17 protein-coding genes, 2 tRNA genes and 3 rRNA genes are annotated in these 24,007 nt (G+C 56.6%); 12 read left to right on the top strand and 10 right to left on the bottom strand.

Features of this window, described 5'->3' with window-relative positions:
- Position 1: 1 nt before the first annotated feature.
- From cyoB to queC, 5 genes are all read left to right on the top strand, one after another.
- Positions 2-2,020, top strand: coding sequence for a cytochrome o ubiquinol oxidase subunit I (gene cyoB / locus PSH66_RS24415; protein ID WP_003176005.1), 2,019 nt, complete (start codon positions 2-4; stop codon positions 2,018-2,020).
- A gap of 3 nt (positions 2,021-2,023) precedes the next feature.
- Entirely contained in the window at positions 2,024-2,650 is a 627-nt protein-coding gene (locus PSH66_RS24410) for a cytochrome o ubiquinol oxidase subunit III (protein ID WP_003176004.1), read from the top strand.
- Positions 2,650-2,985 carry a cytochrome o ubiquinol oxidase subunit IV gene (cyoD, locus tag PSH66_RS24405; protein ID WP_003176003.1) on the top strand — a complete coding sequence of 112 codons (336 nt, stop codon included), beginning with the start codon at positions 2,650-2,652 and terminating at the stop codon, positions 2,983-2,985. Before PSH66_RS24410 ends, cyoD begins: the two co-directional genes overlap by 1 nt.
- Before the next feature lie 11 nt (positions 2,986-2,996).
- A complete protein-coding gene (gene cyoE / locus PSH66_RS24400) occupies positions 2,997-3,884 on the top strand; it encodes a heme o synthase (protein ID WP_003176002.1) in 888 nt (295 codons plus the stop codon).
- Positions 3,885-3,988: 104 nt separating this feature from the next.
- Entirely contained in the window at positions 3,989-4,687 is a 699-nt protein-coding gene (gene queC / locus PSH66_RS24395) for a 7-cyano-7-deazaguanine synthase QueC (RefSeq protein WP_305427782.1), read from the top strand.
- 134 nt (positions 4,688-4,821) lie between these two features.
- On the opposite strand, the gene PSH66_RS24390 is transcribed toward queC, so the two are convergent.
- Positions 4,822-5,538 carry a hypothetical protein gene (locus PSH66_RS24390; protein WP_003176000.1) on the bottom strand — a complete coding sequence of 239 codons (717 nt, stop codon included), beginning with the start codon at positions 5,536-5,538 and terminating at the stop codon, positions 4,822-4,824.
- Positions 5,539-5,670: 132 nt separating this feature from the next.
- Positions 5,671-6,921 carry an aspartate aminotransferase family protein gene (locus PSH66_RS24385; RefSeq protein ID WP_141064801.1) on the bottom strand — a complete coding sequence of 417 codons (1,251 nt, stop codon included), beginning with the start codon at positions 6,919-6,921 and terminating at the stop codon, positions 5,671-5,673.
- A 219-nt stretch (positions 6,922-7,140) separates the two neighbouring features.
- Between PSH66_RS24385 and PSH66_RS24380 the strand changes: the two genes are divergently transcribed.
- The gene (locus PSH66_RS24380) at positions 7,141-8,169 is read left to right on the top strand and encodes an amino acid ABC transporter substrate-binding protein (protein WP_003175998.1); all 1,029 of its coding nucleotides are present in this window, start codon (positions 7,141-7,143) and stop codon (positions 8,167-8,169) included.
- Between the two features lie 8 nt (positions 8,170-8,177).
- On the opposite strand, the gene PSH66_RS24375 is transcribed toward PSH66_RS24380, so the two are convergent.
- The 6 genes from PSH66_RS24375 to PSH66_RS24350 form a co-directional block, all read right to left on the bottom strand.
- Positions 8,178-9,191 carry a diguanylate cyclase domain-containing protein gene (locus tag PSH66_RS24375; protein WP_003175997.1) on the bottom strand — a complete coding sequence of 338 codons (1,014 nt, stop codon included), beginning with the start codon at positions 9,189-9,191 and terminating at the stop codon, positions 8,178-8,180.
- Between the two features lie 138 nt (positions 9,192-9,329).
- Positions 9,330-11,228 (bottom strand): alkaline phosphatase D family protein, encoded by a 1,899-nt coding sequence (locus PSH66_RS24370; protein ID WP_305427781.1) that lies wholly within the window; start codon positions 11,226-11,228, stop codon positions 9,330-9,332.
- A 119-nt stretch (positions 11,229-11,347) separates the two neighbouring features.
- A complete protein-coding gene (locus PSH66_RS24365; RefSeq protein WP_003175995.1) occupies positions 11,348-11,554 on the bottom strand; it encodes a hypothetical protein in 207 nt (68 codons plus the stop codon).
- Between the two features lie 277 nt (positions 11,555-11,831).
- Entirely contained in the window at positions 11,832-14,075 is a 2,244-nt protein-coding gene (locus PSH66_RS24360) for an ATP-binding protein (protein WP_305427780.1), read from the bottom strand.
- A complete protein-coding gene (locus tag PSH66_RS24355; protein WP_003175993.1) occupies positions 14,072-14,686 on the bottom strand; it encodes a biliverdin-producing heme oxygenase in 615 nt (204 codons plus the stop codon). The genes PSH66_RS24360 and PSH66_RS24355 overlap by 4 nt, the downstream gene beginning before the upstream one ends.
- A 193-nt stretch (positions 14,687-14,879) precedes the next feature.
- Positions 14,880-15,260, bottom strand: a complete 381-nt coding sequence (locus PSH66_RS24350) for a response regulator (protein WP_003175992.1) — start codon at positions 15,258-15,260, stop codon at positions 14,880-14,882.
- A gap of 183 nt (positions 15,261-15,443) precedes the next feature.
- Between PSH66_RS24350 and PSH66_RS24345 the strand changes: the two genes are divergently transcribed.
- Positions 15,444-15,818 (top strand): cytochrome c family protein, encoded by a 375-nt coding sequence (locus PSH66_RS24345; RefSeq protein WP_003175991.1) that lies wholly within the window; start codon positions 15,444-15,446, stop codon positions 15,816-15,818.
- Between the two features lie 52 nt (positions 15,819-15,870).
- Here PSH66_RS24345 and PSH66_RS24340 read toward each other — a convergent pair whose 3' ends face one another.
- Positions 15,871-16,200 carry a hypothetical protein gene (locus tag PSH66_RS24340; RefSeq protein ID WP_003175990.1) on the bottom strand — a complete coding sequence of 110 codons (330 nt, stop codon included), beginning with the start codon at positions 16,198-16,200 and terminating at the stop codon, positions 15,871-15,873.
- A 538-nt stretch (positions 16,201-16,738) separates the two neighbouring features.
- Between PSH66_RS24340 and PSH66_RS24335 the strand changes: the two genes are divergently transcribed.
- From PSH66_RS24335 to rrf, 5 genes are all read left to right on the top strand, one after another.
- A 16S ribosomal RNA gene (locus PSH66_RS24335) occupies positions 16,739-18,274 on the top strand.
- Positions 18,275-18,396: 122 nt separating this feature from the next.
- Positions 18,397-18,473: transfer RNA gene (locus tag PSH66_RS24330), tRNA-Ile, on the top strand.
- Between the two features lie 10 nt (positions 18,474-18,483).
- Positions 18,484-18,559, top strand: a tRNA-Ala gene (locus PSH66_RS24325).
- 236 nt (positions 18,560-18,795) lie between these two features.
- A 23S ribosomal RNA gene (locus PSH66_RS24320) occupies positions 18,796-21,685 on the top strand.
- A 157-nt stretch (positions 21,686-21,842) separates the two neighbouring features.
- Positions 21,843-21,958: ribosomal RNA gene (rrf, locus tag PSH66_RS24315) — 5S ribosomal RNA — on the top strand.
- The 16S, 23S and 5S rRNA genes sit together here with 2 tRNA genes alongside, the layout of an rRNA operon.
- 553 nt (positions 21,959-22,511) lie before the next feature.
- Here the strand turns inward: rrf and PSH66_RS24310 are convergent.
- Positions 22,512-23,477: a type I restriction enzyme HsdR N-terminal domain-containing protein gene (locus PSH66_RS24310; protein WP_305427779.1), complete on the bottom strand. Its 966-nt coding sequence runs from the start codon at positions 23,475-23,477 to the stop codon at positions 22,512-22,514.
- Between the last annotated feature and the right edge of the window lie 530 nt (positions 23,478-24,007).

Raw genomic sequence — 24,007 nt, 5'->3', positions numbered from 1 at the left:
GATGTTTGGTAAATTAAGTTGGGATGCGGTCCCGTTCCACGAGCCGATTGTGATGATTACCATCGCCATGATCGCGCTGGGTGGTCTGGCACTGTTTGCAGGTATCACCTACTTCAAGAAGTGGACCTACCTGTGGACCGAGTGGCTGACTTCGGTCGACCACAAGAAAATCGGCGTGATGTACATCATCGTTGCCATGGTCATGCTGCTGCGCGGCTTTGCCGACGCCATCATGATGCGTACCCAGTTGGCCATGGCCACCGAAGGTTCGCCTGGCTACCTGCCGCCTGAACACTATGACCAGATCTTCACCGCTCACGGTGTGATCATGATCATTTTCATGGCGATGCCTTTCTTCACCGGCCTGATGAACCTTGCGGTGCCGCTGCAGATCGGTGCGCGTGACGTTGCCTACCCGTTCCTGAACTCCCTGAGCTTCTGGCTGCTGGTGTCCGGCGTGGTGCTGATCAACGTTTCCCTGGGTGTCGGCGAATTCGCCAAGACCGGTTGGGTTGCGTATCCGCCACTGTCGGGGATTCAGTACAGCCCTGGCGTGGGTGTGGACTACTACATCTGGGCGCTACAGTTATCAGGGCTCGGGACGACGCTGACGGGGGTCAACTTCCTGGCCACCGTGCTGAAGATGCGCGCCCCTGGCATGAAGCTGATGGACATGCCGATCTTCACCTGGACCTGCACCTGGGCAAACGTGCTGATCGTGGCTTCGTTCCCGATCCTGGCCGCTACCATGGCGCTGCTGTCGCTTGACCGTTACCTGGATTTCCACATTTTCACCAATGAACTTGGTGGCAATCCAATGATGTACGTGAACCTGTTCTGGGCATGGGGTCACCCTGAGGTGTACATCCTGATCCTGCCGGCGTTCGGTATCTTCTCCGAAGTGATCTCGACCTTTACCGGCAAGCGCCTGTTCGGTCACCACTCGATGGTCTACGCCTCGGGCGCGATCTCCGTGCTGGGCTTCATGGTATGGCTGCACCACTTCTTCACCATGGGGTCGGGGGCCAGCGTCAACGCCTTCTTCGGCCTGGCGACGATGCTGATTTCCATCCCGACGGGGGTGAAGCTATTCAACTGGCTGTTCACCATCTACCACGGTCGTCTGCGCATGACCAGCCAGGTCCTGTGGACCCTGGGCTTCATGGTGACCTTCGCCATCGGCGGCATGACCGGCGTACTGCTGGCCATCCCGGGTGCTGACTTCGTGCTGCACAACAGCCTGTTCGTGATCGCGCACTTCCACAACGTGATCATCGGTGGTGCGGTATTCGGCTACATCGCTGGCTTCAGCTTCTACTTCCCGAAAGCGTTCGGCTTCAAGCTGCACGAAGGTTGGGGCAAGGCTGCCTTCTGGTTCTGGATCTCGGGCTTCTTCGTCGCGTTCATGCCGCTCTATGCACTGGGCTTCATGGGCATGACCCGTCGTCTGAACGCCACCACCAACCCTGAGTGGGTGCCGTACCTGTACGTCGCCATGTTCGGTGCGGTGATGATCGCTGTGGGTATCGCCTGCCAGCTGATCCAGCTGTATGTCAGCGTGCGTGATCGCAAGCAGAACATGTGCGAATCCGGCGACCCATGGAATGGCCACACCCTGGAATGGTCGACCTCGTCGCCACCGCCGTTCTACAACTTCGCCGTGATCCCGACTGCGAACACCATCGATGCGTTCACCGAAGCCAAGGAAGACGGTACTGCGTACCAGCAACCCAAGCACTACGAACCGATCCACATGCCAAGCAACACCGCCACGGGCGTGGTGATGGGGGCGCTGTTGACCGTGTTCGGTTTCGCGATGATCTGGCACATCTGGTGGCTGGCAATCGTGAGCCTGGTGGGCACCATCGGCTACTTCATTGTCCACGCAGCACGTGATGATCAAGGCTACATGGTGCCGGTCGAAACGATCGAGCGCATCGAAGCCGAGCAGCACGCTCGCCTGGTCGCCGAGAAGAAAATTCCGGCCAACCGTGTAGAAACCTCGTTGGAACAGGCTTAAACCATGTCGAACTTAGTGACCAATGCTGGACACGCCCATGTCGATGACCATGGGCACGATGACCATCACCACGACTCGGGGCCAATGACCGTCTTCGGTTTCTGGCTCTACCTGATGACCGACTGCATCTTGTTTGCGTCGATCTTCGCGGTGTACGCGGTACTGGTAAACAACGTAGCGGGTGGCCCGTCGGGCCACGACATCTTCGAACTGCCCTACGTGCTCGGCGAAACCGCCTTGCTGTTGTTCAGTTCGATCACCTACGGCTTCGCCATGTTGGCCTTCTACAAGGGCAACAAGAAAGGCGTACTGAGCTGGCTGGGCCTGACTTTCCTGTTCGGCCTGGGCTTCATCGGCATGGAGATCAACGAGTTCCACCTGCTGATCTCCGAAGGCTACGGCCCGCACCGCAGCGGCTTCCTGTCGGCGTTCTTCACGCTGGTCGGCACCCACGGCCTGCACGTTTCGGCCGGCCTGCTGTGGATGGCGGTGATGATGTATCAGGTCAATAAACACGGCCTGACCAACACCAACAAGACGCGCCTGAGCTGCCTGAGCCTGTTCTGGCACTTCCTGGACGTGGTCTGGATCTGCGTATTCACCGTCGTCTACTTGATGGGGACTCTGTAATGGCTAATGCACACTCCCATGACAGCCACGATGCAAGCCACGGCAGCGTAAAGTCTTACGCTATCGGCTTCATCCTGTCGGTCATCCTGACCCTGATCCCGTTCGGCCTGGTGATGTACCCCACCTTGCCGAAGTCGATCACCTTGATGATCGTGTTGGCGTTCGCGGTGATCCAGGTGCTGGTTCACCTGGTGTACTTCCTGCACCTGGACCGCTCCGAGGCCCAGCGCGAGAACGTGATTGCGTTCGTGTTCGCCGGCCTGGTGATCGTTCTGCTGGTTGGTCTGTCGCTGTGGATCATGTTCAGCATCCACACCTACATGATGGCGAAGTGAGGTAAGACCCGATGTCGCTTAAGCACTTTATCCAAATCACCAAACCGGGGATCATTTTCGGTAACGTGCTTTCTGTGGCGGGCGGTTTCTTCCTGGCCTCCAAGGGACATGTCGATCTGGCCATCTTCCTGGCTGCAATGATCGGCACGTCCCTGGTGGTAGCTTCCGGATGCGTGTTCAACAACTGCATCGACCGTGACATCGACATCAAGATGGAGCGCACCAAGAATCGCGTGCTGGTCCAGGGCCTTATCTCCCTGAAGCTGGCACTGATCTTCGCGACCGTCCTGGGTGTTGCCGGTGTAGTGCTGTTGTACAAGGTGGCCAACCCGCTGGCGGCGCTGTTTGCCGTGATCGGCTTTGTCATCTATGTCGGCCTCTACAGCCTCTACCTCAAGCGCAAGTCGGTGCACGGCACGCTGGTGGGCAGTCTGTCGGGGGCGATGCCGCCGGTGATTGGTTATGTGGCTGTAACCAATAGCTTCGACATGGCCGCGCTGGTGCTGCTGGTGATGTTCAGCCTGTGGCAGATGCCGCATTCCTACGCCATCGCGATCTTCCGTTTCAACGACTACCTGGCTGCTTCGATCCCGGTCCTGCCGGTCAAGCGTGGCATCCAGGTTGCCAAGAAACACATCCTGCTCTACATCCTGGCCTTCCTCGTGGCGACCTTGATGTTGACCTTCAGTGGCTACGCCGGCATGAGCTACCTCGCCGTCGCCGCCGCCATGGGCATGTACTGGTTGTACATGGCCTGGACCGGCTACAAGGCGGTGGACGACACCGTCTGGGCGCGCAAGCTGTTCGTGTTCTCGATCTTCACCATCACCGCGCTCAGCGTGATGATGTCCCTGGATTTCCAAGTGCCGAAAGAGCTGTTGCTGACTTACGCACACTGAGTGGTCCGAGCAACAAAAAGCCCCGCCTTCGCAAGAAGCGCGGGGTTTTTTATGACATGGCCTTTAAACTGTTTCTATCTCCTCCTGATGCAGGAAGCAAACCCATGAGTAAAAAAGCCGTTATGGTGTTCAGTGGCGGCCAGGATTCGACGACCTGTCTGATCCAGGCGCTGGCGCTGTACGACGAAGTGCATTGCATTACCTTCGATTATGGTCAGCGCCATGTGGCGGAAGTCGAAGTCGCCCAGAAGCTTGCCAGGCAGTTGGGCGCCACTGTCCACAAAGTGATGGATGTGTCGTTGCTCAACGAACTGGCCATCAGCAGCCTGACCCGCGACAACATCCCGGTACCCACCGTGAACAGCTCGGGCGACAGCCTGCCCAGCACCTTTGTGCCAGGTCGCAATATTCTGTTTTTGACCCTGGCGGCGATTTACGCGTACCAGGTCAAGGCTGAGACGGTGATCACCGGCGTCTGCGAAACCGACTTCTCCGGCTACCCCGATTGCCGCGACGAGTTCGTCAAGGCGTTGAACCAGGCGCTCAAGCTGGGCATGGAATACGACGTGCGCCTCGACACCCCGCTGATGTGGCTGAACAAGGCTGAAACCTGGGCATTGGCCGATTATCACGATGCCCTGGAGCTGGTGCGTGACAGCACGCTGACCTGCTACAACGGGATCATCGGCAGTGGCTGCGGTCACTGCGACGCGTGCAACCTGCGCGCGCGCGGTTTGAGTGATTACCAGCAGAACAAAGCGCAGGTCATGCAGAGCCTGAAGCACAAGTTGCAACTGGCCTGACCCCAACCGTCGTCGTAGCGGCGGCAAGGCAGCTGTGTGTCAGGCAGACCGCAGACGCAGCCTCGCCGGGGCTCGACGGCTGCTACGCAAGGTATTGGCGAGCAAGCCGAACCGTCGCCACGTTTAGTCCTGGGTTACTGCTGCGCGATGCTGTATCCGTCAAAGGCACTTTGCTGCTGCAAGGCCGTGATCACGCTCTTGCGGCTCAGCGGCTGCTCGACGCCGGCGTTATCCACAAAGCTCTCCACTGCCAGCTCGGCTTCATCACCGTCACCCACAAAGCTGAAGCCCAGGAACTCGAACGCTTCACGGTCGACGTTCAGCTTGGAACGTGGCGTGCGCAGCGGCAGGGTGACGCTGATGCCATCCTTGCTGATCACAAACACTTCGGTTTCTTTCTTGGGGCGGGCGGCCTTGCCCTTGCCGGCGCTCGGATTGCTGATGGCCTGGTGAGACTGGTTCAGCACTTTGAGGGCCAGGCCGTAGACCAGCTCCTGGAACTCGGGGTCGTCCTTGAAGCTGGACAGGATGCGGCTGATCGAGAATTTGCTGCTCAGGTCTTCCAGCGCGATGTTGTCGGCGGCCTCGGCGTCTTTCAACTGCTTGAGCTGGCCCATCAGGTCGTAGGCCTTGTCGTCATCGAAGGCATCGTGGGCCTGGCGGATGGCGATGCGCAGCTCGCGGATCTGATCGCTTTCCTTGGAGGTGTGGAACGCGTCCAACACCATCTCGCTGATGATCTTGGCCGCAGGCACATGCTGTGAAAGATTGATGGCGTTTTCGTATTCGGCTTTGGCGTGCAAGGCGACTACGGATTCTTCGGTGGAGTGTGCGGTGTAAGAATCGGACATTGAAATTTCACTACTTCAGTAAACGGAGAAGACAAAAAAGCGTCGCGCATTTTCAGGGGGGAGGGGGATCAGGTCAAGGCAGCACAATGCCCTTATCGCGCGGTCAGGCTGCCGGTCGGCGGATGCCGGGGGTTAAACCAACTGCTTGAAGCACGCTTCAAGGATATCCAGCCCTTCTTCCAGTACTGCAGGTTCAATCGTCAGCGGCGCCAGCAAGCGGATGATGTGCCGAGACTTGCCACTGGGCATCAACAGCAAGCCGGCATCGCGCGCCAGGTTCAGCAACTGGGCCAATTGCTTGGGGGCGGGTGTACCGTCGGCACACGCCAGTTCTATGCCGCGCATGGCACCCACGCCGGTCAAACGGCCCAGATAAGGCGACAGGTGCTGCGCGCGCCAGGCCTCGTAGCGACTGACAATGGCTTCTTCTTGCTGGGTGCCCCATGTCTGTAGATGCTCATCCGTCATCACATCGAGGGTTGCCAATGCCGCCGCACAGGCGATGGGGTTACCGGAATAAGTCCCGCCTAGGCCACCCTTGGGCAGGTTGTCCATCAACACCTTGCGCCCGACCACCGCACCCAACGGCACTCCGCCGGCGATGCTTTTGCCGAGCAGGATCAAGTCCGGTTCGATGCCCAGGCGCGAGAAGGCAAAGCGTTGGCCGGTGCGGCCGAATCCGGACTGGATCTCGTCGGCAACCAGCAGGATATCGTGCTCATCGCAAAATCGCCGCATGGCCTGGGCGAACTCGATGTTCAACGCCAGGAAACCGCCTTCGCCCTGCACCGGTTCGATGATGAAACACGCCACATCGTTAACGTCGATTTCCACGCTGAACAGACGGTCCATGGCCTTCAGCGCTTCGGCACAGGTCACGCCATTATCGGCACTGGGGTAAGGCAGGTGATACACCGGGCCGGGCAGTACGCCGACCTTCTGTTTGTAGGGCGCGACCTTGCCGTTGAGGTTGAGCGTGGCCAGGGTGCGACCATGGAAGCCGCCATCAAAAGCGATCACCGCCGTACGGCCAGTTGCGCCGCGCACGATCTTCAGTGCGTTTTCCGCCGCTTCCGCGCCGCTGTTGGTGAGCATGCCGCTGACCGGGTAGCCCACCGGGATAAACGCCGTCAGACGATCCATCAACTCAATGTAGGGCGTGTGTGGTGCAGCGTTGAACGCGTAATGGGTCAGCCGGGTTGCCTGTTCACGAATCGCTTCCACCACGGCCGGGTGGCAATGGCCCAGGTTGAGTACGCCGATGCCGCCGACAAAGTCGATATAGCGCTTGCCCGAGGTGTCCCAGACCTCGGCGTTGTTGCCGTGGCTGAGGTGGATGGGGTGAACGAAGGAAATCGATTGGCTGATGGTTTCGCGGCTCATGACTCTGGGACTCGGCAGTGGCGGGCTCCTTTTTATCTAAGCCGTGGGCCTGGCCTTGTCGCAAACGAAATAAAGTCGCCGGGTCATTCCAAATCGGAAGGAGCTGTTGCCAAAAGGTCGTTTGTGGCAACGCTGCAATGCCATGGATACTGCCGGACAACAAAAAATGGCGTGGGTGGTACGGCGCCGACCTATAAAGTTCGACAAGGAGTGAGTCGCATGAAACACCTCAAGACCTCATTGGCCGCGGTCAGCGTCGCCGTCATCCTGGGCCTGGCCGGCAGTGCCCACGCGGGTACCACGCTGGACGCGATCCAGAAAAAAGGCTTTATCCAGTGCGGCGTGAGCGACGGGTTGCCAGGCTTTGGCGTCCCTGACAGCCAGGGTAAGATGACCGGCATCGACGTGGATGTGTGCCACGCCGTGGCGGCCGCTGTGTTCGGTGATGCCTCAAAAGTGAAATTCACCCAACTGACCGCCAAAGAGCGTTTCACCGCACTGCAATCCGGCGAAATCGATCTGATCTCGCGCAACACTACGTGGACCAGCTCCCGTGATTCGGGCATGGGGCTGGTGTTTACCGGCGTTACCTACTACGACGGCATCGGCTTCCTGGTGAACAACAAGCTCGGCGTGACCGCCGCCAAACAATTGAACGGCGCCACCGTGTGCATCCAGGCGGGCACCACCACCGAACTCAACGTGTCCGATTACTTTCGCACCCATGGCATGAAATACACGCCGATCACCTTCGACACCGCTGACGAAAGCGCCAAGGGCCTGGAGGCCGGGCGTTGTGATGTGCTGACCACGGACCAGTCGGGCCTGTATGCCCAGCGCATCAAGATGGCTCACCCGGAGGAGTTCGTGGTGCTGCCGGAGGTGATTTCCAAGGAGCCCCTGGGACCGCTGGTGCGCAAGGGCGATGACGAGTGGTTCAGCATCGTCAAGTGGACCCTGTTCGCCATGCTCAACGCCGAAGAGATGGGCATCACCTCGCAGAACGTCGAAGAGCAAGCCAGGACCAGCAAGAACCCGGACGTGGCGCGGTTGCTGGGGGCTGATGGCGAGTACGGCAAGGACCTGAAGCTGCGCCGGGATTGGGTGGTGCAGATCGTCAAGCAGGTGGGCAACTACGGTGAAGTGTTCGAGCGCAATATCGGCCAGGGCAGCGTGTTGAAGATCAAGCGCGGGCTCAATGCGCTGTGGAACAACGGTGGCATCCAATACGCGCCGCCGGTGCGCTGACAAGGGGCCTACGCTGACACGCTATTTTTCCCCGCTGCCTTGGCGCGATACAACGCTGAATCGGCACGCGCCATCAGTGCGGCGGGGGATTCATCCGTAAGGTGCTCGGCCACACCCAGGCTCAGGGTGACGTTAAAACTGTCGTGCACCGGCGTGTTTCTTATCTGTAGGCAGATGTTTTCGGCCAGCGCTCTGGCCGTGTCCAGCGAGCTTTCGGGCAGGACCACCATGAACTCATCATCGCCCCAGCGGGCCAGCAGATCACCGGGGCGAACGCAGCTTTCCAGGCACTCCACCACTCGCAGCAGGATCTGGTCGCCCACGGCATGGCCGTAGCGATCGGCGATCGGTTTGAAATTGTCGATATCTATTGCGATCAGCGCCAACGGGAGACAAAAGCGCTGGGCGCGGTTGCACTCATCCAGCAGCACTTTTTGCAGCCGATAGCGGTTGGCGATCAGGGTCAGCGCGTCACGCTCGGCCAAGAGGCGATTTTCGTTGATCTGCAGTTGCAACTGCTGGTGGACGCGCGACAGTTCTTGAGTGCGTTCCGCCACCAGGGCCTCAAGCGACAGATTGCGTTGCTCCAGTTGTTCGAGGGCGCTTTTGCGTACCTGCAGGTCCCGCAACGCCCCGACCATTCGCGCCACCGAGCCGTCGGGGTTGCGCGCAATCACGTAGGCCCGGTCTTCGATCAGCAGATAGCCGCCATCTTTTTTGCGGCACCGGTATTCGGTTTGGAAGCTGGGGGAACGACGGTGGAGGTAGTCGTCAAACAGCGCCATCACCTGGTTGTAGTCGTCGGGGTGGATCACGTTTTCCCAGGTGAATATGTTGTTATCCAGGGAGTGGCGGGGATAGCCCAGCATTTCGTACCAACCCGGGTTGCGGTAGACGAACCCCGTATTGGCGTTCCAGTCCCAGATCCCATCGCTGACCAATTCGAGGAGGGTATGCAATATATCGGCGTTGACGAGAGCGGCATCCTGCGTCAACGAGCGATTGCCGGAAATATCGTTCATCTTTGCGCTCCTTGCCTGGGCGGGCTACCGAGGCGGACCCATGTTGACGCCGATACTCCGTGGCTGGGGCTAACTGTACAACGTGGCTCGGGCGCTTTGAATAGGGTCACTGCATATTAGGCGTTAAGTGGCAATTGGCTATTGCTGCGGCGCTTTCATCCGCGTGCGTGGCTTGCCGTTGGCGTTGTGCTGGTAGATCGCTTCAGGCTGGCCTTGCTCATTGAAAAATACCTGGCCGATCCCGGCTGAATTCCACAGCCGCTCACCGGCCTCGGCATGTTCCGGGATATGCGGCACCACCTGCATGGTGCGTCGGCGCGTGAACCAGTTGAGCGGCGAGCGTGGCGAATAGAGCCAGCGGTTGAGGCGGTCGAACCATTCCAGCAAGCGCGGGGGGAATTCGTTCTTGATGCCGCTGCTGGTGATCTGCCAGATCCGTGGGCCGGCGTTGCGATGGCGGATCAGCACCTCATAGACGAACGAGTAATGCACGTCCCCCGAGAGAATCACGTAGTTACCGGGTGTGCGCGAGTGGCGGAAGATGTTGAGGATTACCTGGGCCGCGCCACGGTGGGCCATCCAGTTTTCCGCATCCACCAGCAGCGGATGACCGCACCAACTGAAGATCTTCTGCACGGTTTCGATCAGCTTGACGCCAAAAATGGGCGCGGGCGAGACGATGATGGCCGAGGGGTGGTCGAGCAGTTCCTGTTGCAGTTCGCTCAACGCTTCCCAATCCAGCAGGCCGGACGGCTGTTTGAGGGTGAACTCACTGCGCCAACGCCGGGTACGGGTGTCGAGCACCACCAGCGCGGGGGTCGTCGGCAGTACGTAATGCCACTGTTGGAACCTGAACAGGGTCGCCAACAGGTCGTCCTGCGTGGCGGCATCCAGGTGATTGTCGTGCGTTTGGGTGGTCAGTCTTCGGGTTTGCTCCACCGGGTCGCCGAAGGCATCCGGGTTGTTGCCCCAGCCCTGGCATAGCAAGTAGGCGAGCAAGGCATTGCCGATGATACGTTTTGAAAACGCATGGCCGTAGGCGGTTTCTTCCCACTGGGCGCTGAGGTTCCAGTCGTCTGTGATGTCGTGGTCGTCGAAGATCATCAAGGTGGACAGATGGGCGAATGCCCGTGCAACCCCTGGTAAACCTTCGCGGAAGGTGTCGATCCGTGCCTGCTCGCGGGTGTAACGCGACTGTTCTTCAGCGCCTAATTGCGGCGGTTGCGCGGTGATCAGGCGCCAGGGTATGGGTGACCACACCAGCAAGTACATGGCCATGACTTCGGCGAAGGTCACCAAGTGATTGTCCGCGGTGCTGCTGGTGAAAATCGGCTTTTTCGCGCCGCCGAAAAACCGCTCGCGCAGCGTCTCATTGCTGTCCAGCGCCGGCAACAGATCGGCGCGATGGTAGTAACTGGCGTGATGTTCGTAGAGGCTGGCGCTGTCATCCACCACGGCGCCCTCCAGATGCTCATCGAACAGGCCCAGGCGCGCGATCAGCGCATGGATCGCCCGTAACATCGGCCCCGCCACATCGTCGGCGTACACCTGGTCGCCGCTCATCATCAGCAAGGCCGGGCGATCGGCCGAGGTAGTGGTGTTCGCCAGCAGGCGATCGACACAGAGCAGGCCTTCGTTGGCGCTGTGATGAGGTTTGCGGCACGAGCCATGCACCAATTGATGGATACGGCTGTGCAACATGAAATTCGGGGTTTGCCGGTTGGCATACAGCAGATGCGGCGCCCACTGTGTAATGCCGATACCGTCGACCAACAGGTCGTAGTCGATGGCCACATCCAGCGGCAGCGCGTCGTCCAACGGCACGTCGATCAGATGGATAAACGCGTGGCGCCCCACCGGAATGACCTGGCAGTGAACCTGGCCTAGGGGTATATCCAGGCATTGCTCGGCCACGTGCAGTCTCAGGATCATGTCCAGAGGACGGCTACCGACCAGCCAAAGTACCAGGCGTCGGGGCTCAAGCCGCCGCAGCAGGGGACCGACGATAACGTCCGGCAGGGTGTCAGGGTGCGGCATGCAGGAAGAGGCTCGACCAGGGTTGAACCGGCAAGGTTAACGCAATGAATGTCAGTGTTTTGTTAAGGCTGGCCGTTATGAAAATACGAAGGGCCGTGCACAGCCCTTCGTATCAAGGGTTAGAGCAAGTTGCCCTTGCCCAGCGAGTCCAATCCGCCGCTGCGGCCCCTGCGCGCGTCAGTGTGCGTCGAGCCGTCAGATTCCTGAGCGTTCAGTTGAAAGGGGTATTGCTCAATGCTGCGCTTCTTGCGCTGGGAGATTGCATCGTCCTGCTGCAGGGGAGGGTATTGGAAGTTGCCCAGTGTAGAGTTGATAGCGCCAAGCATAAGAGTTTCCTTTTAATAAGTATGGAAAAAAGCTTCACCTGCCAAAGTGAAGCCGGACCAACTTAATAGCGGCGCGGGGCGGGCTATCTATAAACAGCTTGTGGCAAAACGTGACGGCTATGCCTCGATCCTTCTCGAGCATCATCGCTGCGGTCGTTGATGCCAACATCAGCGGTGGGAGGAGGTGGGAGCGTCCCTGGCCTCCAGTACAAACGCAGCGCGATTGTGTGCCAACCCATTTCGCAATGCGCTGTAATAGTCGCGCATTGCTACCGCGTCAGGAAGGTGAGCTTTCCAGCACCTTGGGCACCGTGAATCGGAACTCACTGCCGCGGCCCACTTCACTCTCAGCCACAATCTTGCCGCCATGGGCCTGGACAATACCTTGGGTAATGTACAACCCCAGCCCGCTTCCTGTGGGATTGTTCTCGGTCTGGGTCCAATAGCGGTCGAACACGTAAGGCAACTGCTCGGGCGCGATGCCTTCGCCGGAGTCGCGTACCGAAAACACAATCTCTTCGCCATTGCTCATGGCGCTGATGCCGATATTGCCCTGGCGCGGAGTGAACTTGATGGCGTTGCCGATCAGGTTCGACAGCACCTGGAACAAGCGCTCCGGGTCGCCGTTGATTTGCAGACCAGGCTCGGCGTTGAACGACAGGTCGATGCCCTTTTCCATCGCCAGCGGCGCGAGCAACGAATACGCTTCTTCGAACATCTGGCTCACGTCCAGTGCCACCGGCTTGACCACATAGCGCCCGGCCTCGATTTTCGAGGTGTCGAGCAAGTCTTCCAACAACACATTCATACGCCCGGCGGCCTGTTGCATGGTGTCGATGGCAGAGGAAATCCGCCGCGAGGTGTGAGGGCCTTCGGAGCTGAACGCTTTTTGCATCATGCCGCAGAGCATGGAGATGACGGTCATCGGGTTGCGCAGGTCGTGGGACACCACCGCCACCAGATCATCACGCGCCCGTACGGCTTGTTGCTCGCGCTTTACCTGGCGTGCCAGGTCGTTTTCCAGGGCCGAGCGGCGCAGGTCGTTGGCGGCGAACAGGTCGCCGTGACTCCACTTGGTGGAGATGCCGGCCATGACCACTTTCCAGATTTCAAATGAGGTGCGTGGGCGAAGACGCAGGCCGGCGTCCGAGCTTTCCAGGTTGAGCGGTTTTTCAGGGTCGCCGCTCCAGTTGATGTTCTCTTTCACTTCCGGGCGGAACCACAGCACGCCGTTGTCCACCGGCTTAGGCAGGCTCATGGCCAGGACACCGCTGGCCACCTGCTGGAACTCGAAGGCCGGCGCATACACCGAAACCAGGTTATGACTGGAGAACACCGGCTCGCCGCGTTCTTGCAGCCACTTGTGCAACGCACGGATCTGCGCCGGCTCCGGGCAGTTACCGTAGCGGTGCAATTGTTTGTCTTCAATGATTGCTACGCCGCCGGCCAGCGTCAGGTCCATCAGCAACTGGCCTTGTTGGGCCAGCCCATCGAACACGTTGTCGTCCGACGCTTTCATCGCCCGGTCAAGGCGCGCCAGGGCATCGACTTTTTCTTCGCGCTGACGGCTCAGGTCCAGCGCTTCCATGGCGCTGATCTGCAGCGACAGCACCTGGCCGATCGTCTGGCAGGCGATGCGCAAATCGTGAGGCACCATCAGTGGTTCACGGTTGCCGCAACTGATCAGGCCCCAGAGTGTGTCGCCCTTCATCAGCGAGATACTCATGGACGACAGCACACCCATGTTCTGCATGTATTGGCAGTGAATCGGCGACACACTGCGCAAGGTCGCAAAGCTCAGATCCAGCGGCTCGCCGGTGTCGGGACGCAACTTGGGCAGCAGTGGCACCGGCTCGTAGGCGGCGTTGGGAATAATGCGCAGCCAATTGGTGCGATACAGTTCGCGCGCTTGCTCGGGAATGTCGGACGCGGGGAAGAACAGCCCGTTGAACAGCTCCATGGACGGCCCCGACGCTTCGGCGATCACCTGGCCATGGCCTTCTTCTTCGAAACGGTAGATCAGGACGCGGTCATAGCCGGTCATGGCCTGAATTTCATTCACGCTGATTTCGTAGAGCGCCTGCAGGGTTTTCGCCGACTGCAAACGTTGCAACATTTTGCCCAGATTACTCGTGCGGCCTTGCAGCGCGCGCGGTTTGAAGCCCTCCAGGTGTGGTTCGAATTCCAGCACCAGCACGTTTTGATGGCGATGCAGCAAGCCTTCGAACGTCGCCCCATTGAGGGTGACATGCAGCGTCGGCGCGTCGAAGAACGTGTTGTGCTCCGCCATGGTCTGCACGGCCTGCGCGTGCTCCGCGCCGATCAACGTGTGCAGCGGCTGGCCCAGCAGCGCCTCGGGCGCACGGTTGAGCAATGTGCCGACGTTGGCGCTGACCTGGATGATATTCAGGCCAGGTTCCGACAACGTCAGCAGTACACCATGAGGCTGGATCGCTCCCGGAAAGCGAATGGGCTCGTCGGCGCAGTTGGCAAGCAGCTCTTCAAAATCATCGGGTTTCATAGCAGTACCTCCTGGCTGTCGAGCCATTGCTCAAAGCAGCTGAATGTCGATCGGGCCGCTTGCGCCGCCCTCTGTGTAGCTGAGGTGTCCAGTGACATGCGACCCAGGTAATCGAGAAATTCCTTCCAGCGTCGACCGGTTTCGGCACCGTATATATTGAGGAACGCAGTGCCGCTACTCTCGTCCAGCCCTAGACGCCGGAGCATTTCCCGGCGCAAAACCTGGCCACCCAGAGTCGCGCCTTCCAGCACATACAGCGCCCCGAGACAGGCGGCCGGGGTGTCGAGGCATGGCAAATGGGCGCAGCGGGGCAGGGCGCTGATGGCCTTGTCGCTCAGGCCGAGGGCGCGCAGGTCGCTCACCAGGGTCGGCGTTTTTACACGCAGTGCCTGGTCGAATCCTTCAGGGATCAATTCACAGTCACGCAACGCCGCTTCCATCGGCGCGTAAAATCCGTAATACGCCTGGAGCAAGCGTCGGTAAGCGCCGGCATCCAGGCAGTCGGAAAAAAACGGCAAGCGTTTTTCCAGGGCTACATGCAGCAGGGCCGTGCCCTTGCGCAATGCTTCCAGCAATGGGGGCGCACTGACGTCATGGGCCTGTGAATGCATTCAATAAGCTCGAACTGTGGGCCTGCCGGCCATGAATGACGCAAGAAAATGGGCGACGATTCTACACAACTCATGACCATTCTCTGTACGCGCAAAACGAAAAACCTGACCAGCTATCAGAATAATCGCTCGTTGCTCTCTAATGACCGCAGCGGCTACCTTGAAGTTCGGTTTGGATGATGTCGCGACGCTATCAGTGCATGCACGGCCCCTGCGAGGCCAGCGCCGTTTGCACACATTCAAGCAGATGTCGGGTGCTCCAGGGTTTGGGCAGGAACCGCACCGATCCGCCCAGTTGCGCCGCGAGCTTGGTGTTGCCGGATGTGAGCAACACTCGCACCTCCGGCCAGCGGTGGGCCACCACGCGGCTCAAGTCATAGCCATTGAGCAATCCCGGCATCTGGATGTCGCTGACAATCAGGTCCACCGGTTCATCGCCCCGTTCCAGGTAAATCATTCCGTCATCCGCCGAAGGAAACGACGTCACTACTGCGCCGAAATCTTCCAGCACATCCACCATCAACGCCCGAATGATCTCGTCGTCTTCCAGCACCAAAATCGATGGCTGAGCCATGATCCTTACTCCACCATCAGGGTTCAGTTAGGTGGAGTGGGCAGTGGAGGATTAGGTTCGATTGGATGTTTTTTAAACGATGGGTGGTCGATCGAGCTGTCTAGGTTGCGTGTTTGCCGGGATGTACGGCACGATCCTGGCAAGCAGGCATAATTCGCCGTACCCGCCAATGTGGAACCCGCCATGAAGTACGCCTTACTCACTTTCGTCCTGATCCTCAACACCGCCCCGGCTCTTGCGGACGGTGACGCCGAGGCGGGCGGCAAGCTCTTCACCAAGACCTGCGGTGGCTGCCATAGCGTCGGCGAAGGCGCACGGGGTGGGTTTGGACCGCAGCTCAATGGCATCATCGGAAGGCCGGCGGGAACCACGACCGATTATCAATATTCCGATGCAATGAAAAACTCCGGCGTGGTGTGGACTCGCGACAAACTCGCCGCTTATATCGAAGCGCCCAAGAACGTTGTGAGCGGCACGCGCATGATCTTCTGGGGTATCAGTGACCAGGAGAAGATCGAAAACATCCTGGCCTACCTTGAGACCTTTCAGCCCAGGTAGCATTGTCGCACCGGCATGGCGGCCTACCTGGCCTGGATGTTGATCGCAGACATTATTGGATGTCTTTCAGATAGTCCTTGAGGAGGGCTAGCGGCGGGCGAAGTTCGTTGAGCTGATGGATGTTCTGCACATCGTTGGCCAACCGCTGCAGTTCGCGGCCCAACACAGTGTTAACGCCTCCCAAGCAATTCAGCAGTTGCGTAACACATTCATCAATCTTAAGCAGGATCCCGCGAAGATCCCCCTGCCGCACCAACAACCCAAACACCTCCCGCTCATACCCGTCCATTACCAGGTCGTCTCTCAACACCGGGCTGCCGTCGTCTGTCTCGTGCACGAGCTTGAGTGCAAAGAGGGCAACAGCTTCCAGCATCAATTCCATGGTTTCGGTTCCTCGCGGTTGGGGGAGGCGATGATCACTGTTCCTCGTGTGAAAAAAAAGACCTGCTGCGGTTAAAGCATCGTCCAGGCGCTTGGCTGCATCTATAGAGGGTCCAAGGGGGAGGATGCGTGCGGCCCCCGCCTTATATAAGGAGGCGCCTTTGGCGCCGCGGTTAAGTCAGGGAAAAGATTTCTGAAAGGGGGTTGACCACGTAATTCAATGCTGTATTATTCGCCTCCCGCTGACGAGAGATCTGAAGCGCAAGTGGTTGAAGTTGTTGAAGAAATCTTCGAAAGCTTCTGAAAATAACCGCTTGACAGAAAATGAGGCTGCTGTAGAATGCGCGCCTCGGTTGAGACGAAAGCTCTTAACCAACCGCTCTTTAACAACTGAATCAAGCAATTCGTGTGGGTGCTTGTGGAGTCAGACTGATAGTCAACAAGATTATCAGCATCACAAGTTACTCCGCGAGAAATCAAAGATGTAACCAACGATTGCTGAGCCAAGTTTAGGGTTTCTTAAAAACCCAAAGATGTTTGAACTGAAGAGTTTGATCATGGCTCAGATTGAACGCTGGCGGCAGGCCTAACACATGCAAGTCGAGCGGTAGAGAGAAGCTTGCTTCTCTTGAGAGCGGCGGACGGGTGAGTAAAGCCTAGGAATCTGCCTGGTAGTGGGGGATAACGTTCGGAAACGGACGCTAATACCGCATACGTCCTACGGGAGAAAGCAGGGGACCTTCGGGCCTTGCGCTATCAGATGAGCCTAGGTCGGATTAGCTAGTTGGTGAGGTAATGGCTCACCAAGGCGACGATCCGTAACTGGTCTGAGAGGATGATCAGTCACACTGGAACTGAGACACGGTCCAGACTCCTACGGGAGGCAGCAGTGGGGAATATTGGACAATGGGCGAAAGCCTGATCCAGCCATGCCGCGTGTGTGAAGAAGGTCTTCGGATTGTAAAGCACTTTAAGTTGGGAGGAAGGGTTGTAGATTAATACTCTGCAATTTTGACGTTACCGACAGAATAAGCACCGGCTAACTCTGTGCCAGCAGCCGCGGTAATACAGAGGGTGCAAGCGTTAATCGGAATTACTGGGCGTAAAGCGCGCGTAGGTGGTTTGTTAAGTTGGATGTGAAATCCCCGGGCTCAACCTGGGAACTGCATTCAAAACTGACTGACTAGAGTGTGGTAGAGGGTGGTGGAATTCCTGTGTAGCGGTGAAATGCGTAGATATAGGAAGGAACACCAGTGGCGAAGGCGACCACCTGGACCAACACTGACACTGAGGTGCGAAAGCGTGGGGAGCAAACAGGATTAGATACCCTGGTAGTCCACGCCGTAAACGATGTCAACTAGCCGTTGGGAGCCTTGAGCTCTTAGTGGCGCAGCTAACGCATTAAGTTGACCGCCTGGGGAGTACGGCCGCAAGGTTAAAACTCAAATGAATTGACGGGGGCCCGCACAAGCGGTGGAGCATGTGGTTTAATTCGAAGCAACGCGAAGAACCTTACCAGGCCTTGACATCCAATGAACTTTCTAGAGATAGATTGGTGCCTTCGGGAACATTGAGACAGGTGCTGCATGGCTGTCGTCAGCTCGTGTCGTGAGATGTTGGGTTAAGTCCCGTAACGAGCGCAACCCTTGTCCTTAGTTACCAGCACGTTATGGTGGGCACTCTAAGGAGACTGCCGGTGACAAACCGGAGGAAGGTGGGGATGACGTCAAGTCATCATGGCCCTTACGGCCTGGGCTACACACGTGCTACAATGGTCGGTACAGAGGGTTGCCAAGCCGCGAGGTGGAGCTAATCCCACAAAACCGATCGTAGTCCGGATCGCAGTCTGCAACTCGACTGCGTGAAGTCGGAATCGCTAGTAATCGCGAATCAGAATGTCGCGGTGAATACGTTCCCGGGCCTTGTACACACCGCCCGTCACACCATGGGAGTGGGTTGCACCAGAAGTAGCTAGTCTAACCTTCGGGAGGACGGTTACCACGGTGTGATTCATGACTGGGGTGAAGTCGTAACAAGGTAGCCGTAGGGGAACCTGCGGCTGGATCACCTCCTTAATCGACGACATCAGCTGCTCCATAAGTTCCCACACGAATTGCTTGATTCATTGAAGAAGACGATAGAAACAGCTTTAAGCTCCAAGCTGATAGCTCTTAGCTAATCAGTTGCGCTCGAAATTGGGTCTGTAGCTCAGTTGGTTAGAGCGCACCCCTGATAAGGGTGAGGTCGGCAGTTCGAATCTGCCCAGACCCACCAATTTTGTTATGGGGCCATAGCTCAGCTGGGAGAGCGCCTGCCTTGCACGCAGGAGGTCAACGGTTCGATCCCGTTTGGCTCCACCATTAACTGTTTCTGCTGTTAGAGTTTAGAAATGAATATTCGTTGATGAATATTGATTTCTAGTCTTTGATTAGATCGTTCTTTAAAAATTTGGGTATGTGATAGAAAGATAGACTGACCGTTACTTTCACTGGTAATGGATCAGGCTAAGGTAAAATTTGTGAGTTCTCTTAACGAGAAATTCGAATTTTCGGCGAATGTTGTCTTCACAGTATAACCAGATTGCTTGGGGTTATATGGTCAAGTGAAGAAGCGCATACGGTGGATGCCTTGGCAGTCAGAGGCGATGAAAGACGTGGTAGCCTGCGAAAAGCTTCGGGGAGTCGGCAAACAGACTTTGATCCGGAGATGTCTGAATGGGGGAACCCAGCCATCATAAGATGGTTATCTTGTACTGAATACATAGGTGCAAGAGGCGAACCAGGGGAACTGAAACATCTAAGTACCCTGAGGAAAAGAAATCAACCGAGATTCCCTTAGTAGTGGCGAGCGAACGGGGACCAGCCCTTAAGTGGCTTTGAGATTAGCGGAACGCTCTGGAAAGTGCGGCCATAGTGGGTGATAGCCCTGTACGCGAAAATCTCTTAGTCATGAAATCGAGTAGGACGGAGCACGAGAAACTTTGTCTGAATATGGGGGGACCATCCTCCAAGGCTAAATACTACTGACTGACCGATAGTGAACTAGTACCGTGAGGGAAAGGCGAAAAGAACCCCGGAGAGGGGAGTGAAATAGATCCTGAAACCGTATGCGTACAAGCAGTGGGAGCCCACTTTGTTGGGTGACTGCGTACCTTTTGTATAATGGGTCAGCGACTTATTTTCAGTGGCGAGCTTAACCGAATAGGGGAGGCGTAGCGAAAGCGAGTCTTAATAGGGCGTCTAGTCGCTGGGAATAGACCCGAAACCGGGCGATCTATCCATGGGCAGGTTGAAGGTTGGGTAACACTAACTGGAGGACCGAACCGACTACCGTTGAAAAGTTAGCGGATGACCTGTGGATCGGAGTGAAAGGCTAATCAAGCTCGGAGATAGCTGGTTCTCCTCGAAAGCTATTTAGGTAGCGCCTCATGTATCACTGTAGGGGGTAGAGCACTGTTTCGGCTAGGGGGTCTCACGACTTACCAAACCGATGCAAACTCCGAATACCTACAAGTGCCGAGCATGGGAGACACACGGCGGGTGCTAACGTCCGTCGTGAAAAGGGAAACAACCCAGACCGTCAGCTAAGGTCCCAAAGTTATGGTTAAGTGGGAAACGATGTGGGAAGGCTTAGACAGCTAAGAGGTTGGCTTAGAAGCAGCCACCCTTTAAAGAAAGCGTAATAGCTCACTAGTCGAGTCGGCCTGCGCGGAAGATGTAACGGGGCTCAAACCATACACCGAAGCTACGGGTATCACGTAAGTGATGCGGTAGAGGAGCGTTCTGTAAGCCTGTGAAGGTGAGTTGAGAAGCTTGCTGGAGGTATCAGAAGTGCGAATGCTGACATGAGTAACGACAATGGGTGTGAAAAACACCCACGCCGAAAGACCAAGGTTTCCTGCGCAACGTTAATCGACGCAGGGTTAGTCGGTCCCTAAGGCGAGGCTGAAAAGCGTAGTCGATGGAAAACAGGTTAATATTCCTGTACTTCTGGTTATTGCGATGGAGGGACGGAGAAGGCTAGGCCAGCTTGGCGTTGGTTGTCCAAGTTTAAGGTGGTAGGCTGAGATCTTAGGTAAATCCGGGATCTTAAGGCCGAGAGCTGATGACGAGTCGTCTTTTAGACGACGAAGTGGTTGATGCCATGCTTCCAAGAAAAGCTTCTAAGCTTCAGGTAACCAGGAACCGTACCCCAAACCGACACAGGTGGTTGGGTAGAGAATACCAAGGCGCTTGAGAGAACTCGGGTGAAGGAACTAGGCAAAATGGCACCGTAACTTCGGGAGAAGGTGCGCCGGTGAGGGTGAAGGACTTGCTCCGTAAGCCATGCCGGTCGAAGATACCAGGCCGCTGCGACTGTTTATTAAAAACACAGCACTCTGCAAACACGAAAGTGGACGTATAGGGTGTGACGCCTGCCCGGTGCCGGAAGGTTAATTGATGGGGTTAGCTAACGCGAAGCTCTTGATCGAAGCCCCGGTAAACGGCGGCCGTAACTATAACGGTCCTAAGGTAGCGAAATTCCTTGTCGGGTAAGTTCCGACCTGCACGAATGGCGTAACGATGGCGGCGCTGTCTCCACCCGAGACTCAGTGAAATTGAAATCGCTGTGAAGATGCAGTGTATCCGCGGCTAGACGGAAAGACCCCGTGAACCTTTACTATAGCTTTGCACTGGACTTTGAATTTGCTTGTGTAGGATAGGTGGGAGGCTTTGAAGCGTGGACGCCAGTTCGCGTGGAGCCAACCTTGAAATACCACCCTGGCAACTTTGAGGTTCTAACTCAGGTCCGTTATCCGGATCGAGGACAGTGTATGGTGGGTAGTTTGACTGGGGCGGTCTCCTCCTAAAGAGTAACGGAGGAGTACGAAGGTGCGCTCAGACCGGTCGGAAATCGGTCGTAGAGTATAAAGGCAAAAGCGCGCTTGACTGCGAGACAGACACGTCGAGCAGGTACGAAAGTAGGTCTTAGTGATCCGGTGGTTCTGTATGGAAGGGCCATCGCTCAACGGATAAAAGGTACTCCGGGGATAACAGGCTGATACCGCCCAAGAGTTCATATCGACGGCGGTGTTTGGCACCTCGATGTCGGCTCATCACATCCTGGGGCTGAAGCCGGTCCCAAGGGTATGGCTGTTCGCCATTTAAAGTGGTACGCGAGCTGGGTTTAGAACGTCGTGAGACAGTTCGGTCCCTATCTGCCGTGGACGTTTGAGATTTGAGAGGGGCTGCTCCTAGTACGAGAGGACCGGAGTGGACGAACCTCTGGTGTTCCGGTTGTCACGCCAGTGGCATTGCCGGGTAGCTATGTTCGGAATAGATAACCGCTGAAAGCATCTAAGCGGGAAACTAGCCTCAAGATGAGATCTCACTGGGACCTTGAGTCCCCTGAAGGGCCGTCGAAGACTACGACGTTGATAGGTTGGGTGTGTAAGCGCTGTGAGGCGTTGAGCTAACCAATACTAATTGCCCGTGAGGCTTGACCATATAACACCCAAGCAATTTGCTGACCTGAGAAGGCGCCAGATTGCGGTGTGTGAAGACGAGATGAACCGAAAGTTCGACGCTCACAAAACACCAATTGCTATCACATACCCAATTTGCTGAAGCGAGGCCATCAGGTCACGACTCAGTACCCGAATTTCTTGACGACCATAGAGCATTGGAACCACCTGATCCCATCCCGAACTCAGAAGTGAAACGATGCATCGCCGATGGTAGTGTGGGGTTTCCCCATGTGAGAGTAGGTCATCGTCAAGATTAAATTCCGAAACCCCATTTGCGAAAGCAGGTGGGGTTTTGTTTTGGGCGCTCGGAAAGTGTCGATCTATTTCTGCGTGCTTAACCTAACTCCCTGGTATTCGCCTACTCCCTGATACACGCGAGCTACTCCAATTCGGACGGCGTCGAACTCTCTGTAAGCGTCCAGTCAACACACCTTCCGAACTTCAGCCCCCGGTCGTTCCGCTGTACAGCAGTTGCGCCAAGTGGCTGGTTCGCGAATAAGGCTCCAGCGGCCTGTAGAGCGCCTCACAGGGTTTTGATCGCCGTTACAGCTCCATGGGGTTGGAGGCTGCTACTTGCTTTCTGGGCGCCCTCCAGGCTCCCGGAGAGAGACTGGCACTTTTCTTCAGGCGAAAAAAAAGACCTTGAAATTCAAGGTCTTTCTTTAAGATGGTGCCCGAGGGAGACTAGAGGGTTCCATATAACACTTGGCTTGCAGGCGAATTATACAGCTGGGGATACACGCTGGGATACACGGTCATAGCTGTTAGCTACATCCAGATGCTTCAACCTCGCGCCTGACGTAATCTCATGCAGGGTCTTGATCGGTCGTGCCGATTTTGATGACTTTACTTAATCGAAAAATGTAGGGCGGGATATCCGTGGCTGCCGATTTCGGAGGAGTCGGATTGAAGCGAGCGCCAAGAACATCGTCGATTATGAGAGGAACGAACGTTTCATTTTCCACTTCAATCGGGTCACCCAGGTGTGTCCTAAGATCTACCTCAACGCAAAGGTCAGCTCCGGCTTTAAATGGGGCATGAGACAGAGCCGTCAAGAACTGGTCTCGGAGGCCGCCCGGAAGACCTGCAACCAAATGTGTTAATAGCTCGGGTTTAAAGTCGAAGCTAACGCAATGATTTATACCAGCAAACTCAGTGTTTACTGTCACAGTATAGAGGTCTGCAGATTGCTTAGCGAACATCCCGAGACGGACGCCGATCATGATGAGTTCCGAGTTTGCCGCCAGCCCCAGGCGAGAAACCGCAAAACCAAAGTCAGGCGCAAAATTTCGTAGTTCCGGCCGCAAAAGGTATTTGGGGGCAAGATGTTTTTCAATGTCTTCCCAGCGTGATTCAAATTCCTCGAAGGGAATATCAAGGATTGGCTTAGGACTTTCTACGGTGTAAACCGCAAGCCTTTTCCCGTTACAGAGTGCAAAGTGGTTGACTCGGACCTCTGGATGGATGGCGTAACTGTAGGCTTGCTGTATGTGAGCGGTCGACGTGACATTTTCAGTAGGGCTTTTGGCATCAAGTACTAAGATTGGTCGTTCTTGATGGTAGAGGGTGTAGTCCGGGATGATTGTCACCGAATGCTTTCGAGTTCCCACATAGATAAAAGGTTGAGTTAAGGTCTTGCTTCTTACGACCGTTTGGGTACCGATTGGGTGGTAGCCCAATCGAGAAAGCATCGGCGTGATGATCACCTCGCGAACAGAGTCTTCCTTGAAATTTGGATCTGAAAAGAGTTTTGGATCGAAGTGATTAAACATAGGCTTCCTATCCTTCGTACGCGCTACGACAGTTCGCAGACATTGATCCCACGCTAAGGCCTAGGAGTCTACCTGTCCAGTGACAGTACTGGATGCAGGCTACGATCGATCACTTCGATATCACTTCTCAGGCTGAAAGACCGGGGGCCCCTGGCAATAAGCATCCAACACGGGGCATGAAACCCGCGGGATCGTGGTAGCGGCAGCCGCACCAGCTTACTGAAATTTCAACGTTGAAATTGAAAGGATCTTGAAGAGAAAAGTGCATCCTTACCGGATCTGTAACGGTCATGGGTTTCGTTCAGGATAGTGAACGATTGGCCTGGTCAACTCGGTCAACCAGTCAACTAACTTTGGAGCCCAGCCACTAACGAGATCCGGCGGGTGCTATGCCCCGTGTCTATCCGAAATGCCCAGGGTCCCCAGTGGCTTTCCTATTCATTGGGCAAATGCACTGGTGAACAGCAGTTCACCCGGTTCACCTGTTCACTAAGCTGGGCACCTTTCTGCTGACACGATCACGCGGGTTT

The organism is Pseudomonas sp. FP597 (assembly GCF_030687435.1).
GTDB lineage: Bacteria > Pseudomonadota > Gammaproteobacteria > Pseudomonadales > Pseudomonadaceae > Aquipseudomonas > Aquipseudomonas lactucae.
This window is presented reverse-complemented; position numbering and strand designations above follow the sequence as displayed.

What these genes read in the sequence shown, in the direction of transcription:
- cyoB (WP_003176005.1), top strand. Translation starts at nt 2, where the DNA reads ATGTTTGGTAAATTAAGTTGGGATGCGGTCCCGTTCCACGAGCCGATT.
- PSH66_RS24410 (WP_003176004.1), top strand. Translation starts at nt 2,024, where the DNA reads ATGTCGAACTTAGTGACCAATGCTGGACACGCCCATGTCGATGACCAT.
- cyoD (WP_003176003.1), top strand. Translation starts at nt 2,650, where the DNA reads ATGGCTAATGCACACTCCCATGACAGCCACGATGCAAGCCACGGCAGC.
- cyoE (WP_003176002.1), top strand. Translation starts at nt 2,997, where the DNA reads ATGTCGCTTAAGCACTTTATCCAAATCACCAAACCGGGGATCATTTTC.
- queC (WP_305427782.1), top strand. Translation starts at nt 3,989, where the DNA reads ATGAGTAAAAAAGCCGTTATGGTGTTCAGTGGCGGCCAGGATTCGACG.
- PSH66_RS24390 (WP_003176000.1), bottom strand. Translation starts at nt 5,538, where the DNA reads ATGTCCGATTCTTACACCGCACACTCCACCGAAGAATCCGTAGTCGCC.
- PSH66_RS24385 (WP_141064801.1), bottom strand. Translation starts at nt 6,921, where the DNA reads ATGAGCCGCGAAACCATCAGCCAATCGATTTCCTTCGTTCACCCCATC.
- PSH66_RS24380 (WP_003175998.1), top strand. Translation starts at nt 7,141, where the DNA reads ATGAAACACCTCAAGACCTCATTGGCCGCGGTCAGCGTCGCCGTCATC.
- PSH66_RS24375 (WP_003175997.1), bottom strand. Translation starts at nt 9,191, where the DNA reads ATGAACGATATTTCCGGCAATCGCTCGTTGACGCAGGATGCCGCTCTC.
- PSH66_RS24370 (WP_305427781.1), bottom strand. Translation starts at nt 11,228, where the DNA reads ATGCCGCACCCTGACACCCTGCCGGACGTTATCGTCGGTCCCCTGCTG.
- PSH66_RS24365 (WP_003175995.1), bottom strand. Translation starts at nt 11,554, where the DNA reads ATGCTTGGCGCTATCAACTCTACACTGGGCAACTTCCAATACCCTCCC.
- PSH66_RS24360 (WP_305427780.1), bottom strand. Translation starts at nt 14,075, where the DNA reads ATGAAACCCGATGATTTTGAAGAGCTGCTTGCCAACTGCGCCGACGAG.
- PSH66_RS24355 (WP_003175993.1), bottom strand. Translation starts at nt 14,686, where the DNA reads ATGCATTCACAGGCCCATGACGTCAGTGCGCCCCCATTGCTGGAAGCA.
- PSH66_RS24350 (WP_003175992.1), bottom strand. Translation starts at nt 15,260, where the DNA reads ATGGCTCAGCCATCGATTTTGGTGCTGGAAGACGACGAGATCATTCGG.
- PSH66_RS24345 (WP_003175991.1), top strand. Translation starts at nt 15,444, where the DNA reads ATGAAGTACGCCTTACTCACTTTCGTCCTGATCCTCAACACCGCCCCG.
- PSH66_RS24340 (WP_003175990.1), bottom strand. Translation starts at nt 16,200, where the DNA reads ATGGAATTGATGCTGGAAGCTGTTGCCCTCTTTGCACTCAAGCTCGTG.
- PSH66_RS24310 (WP_305427779.1), bottom strand. Translation starts at nt 23,477, where the DNA reads ATGTTTAATCACTTCGATCCAAAACTCTTTTCAGATCCAAATTTCAAG.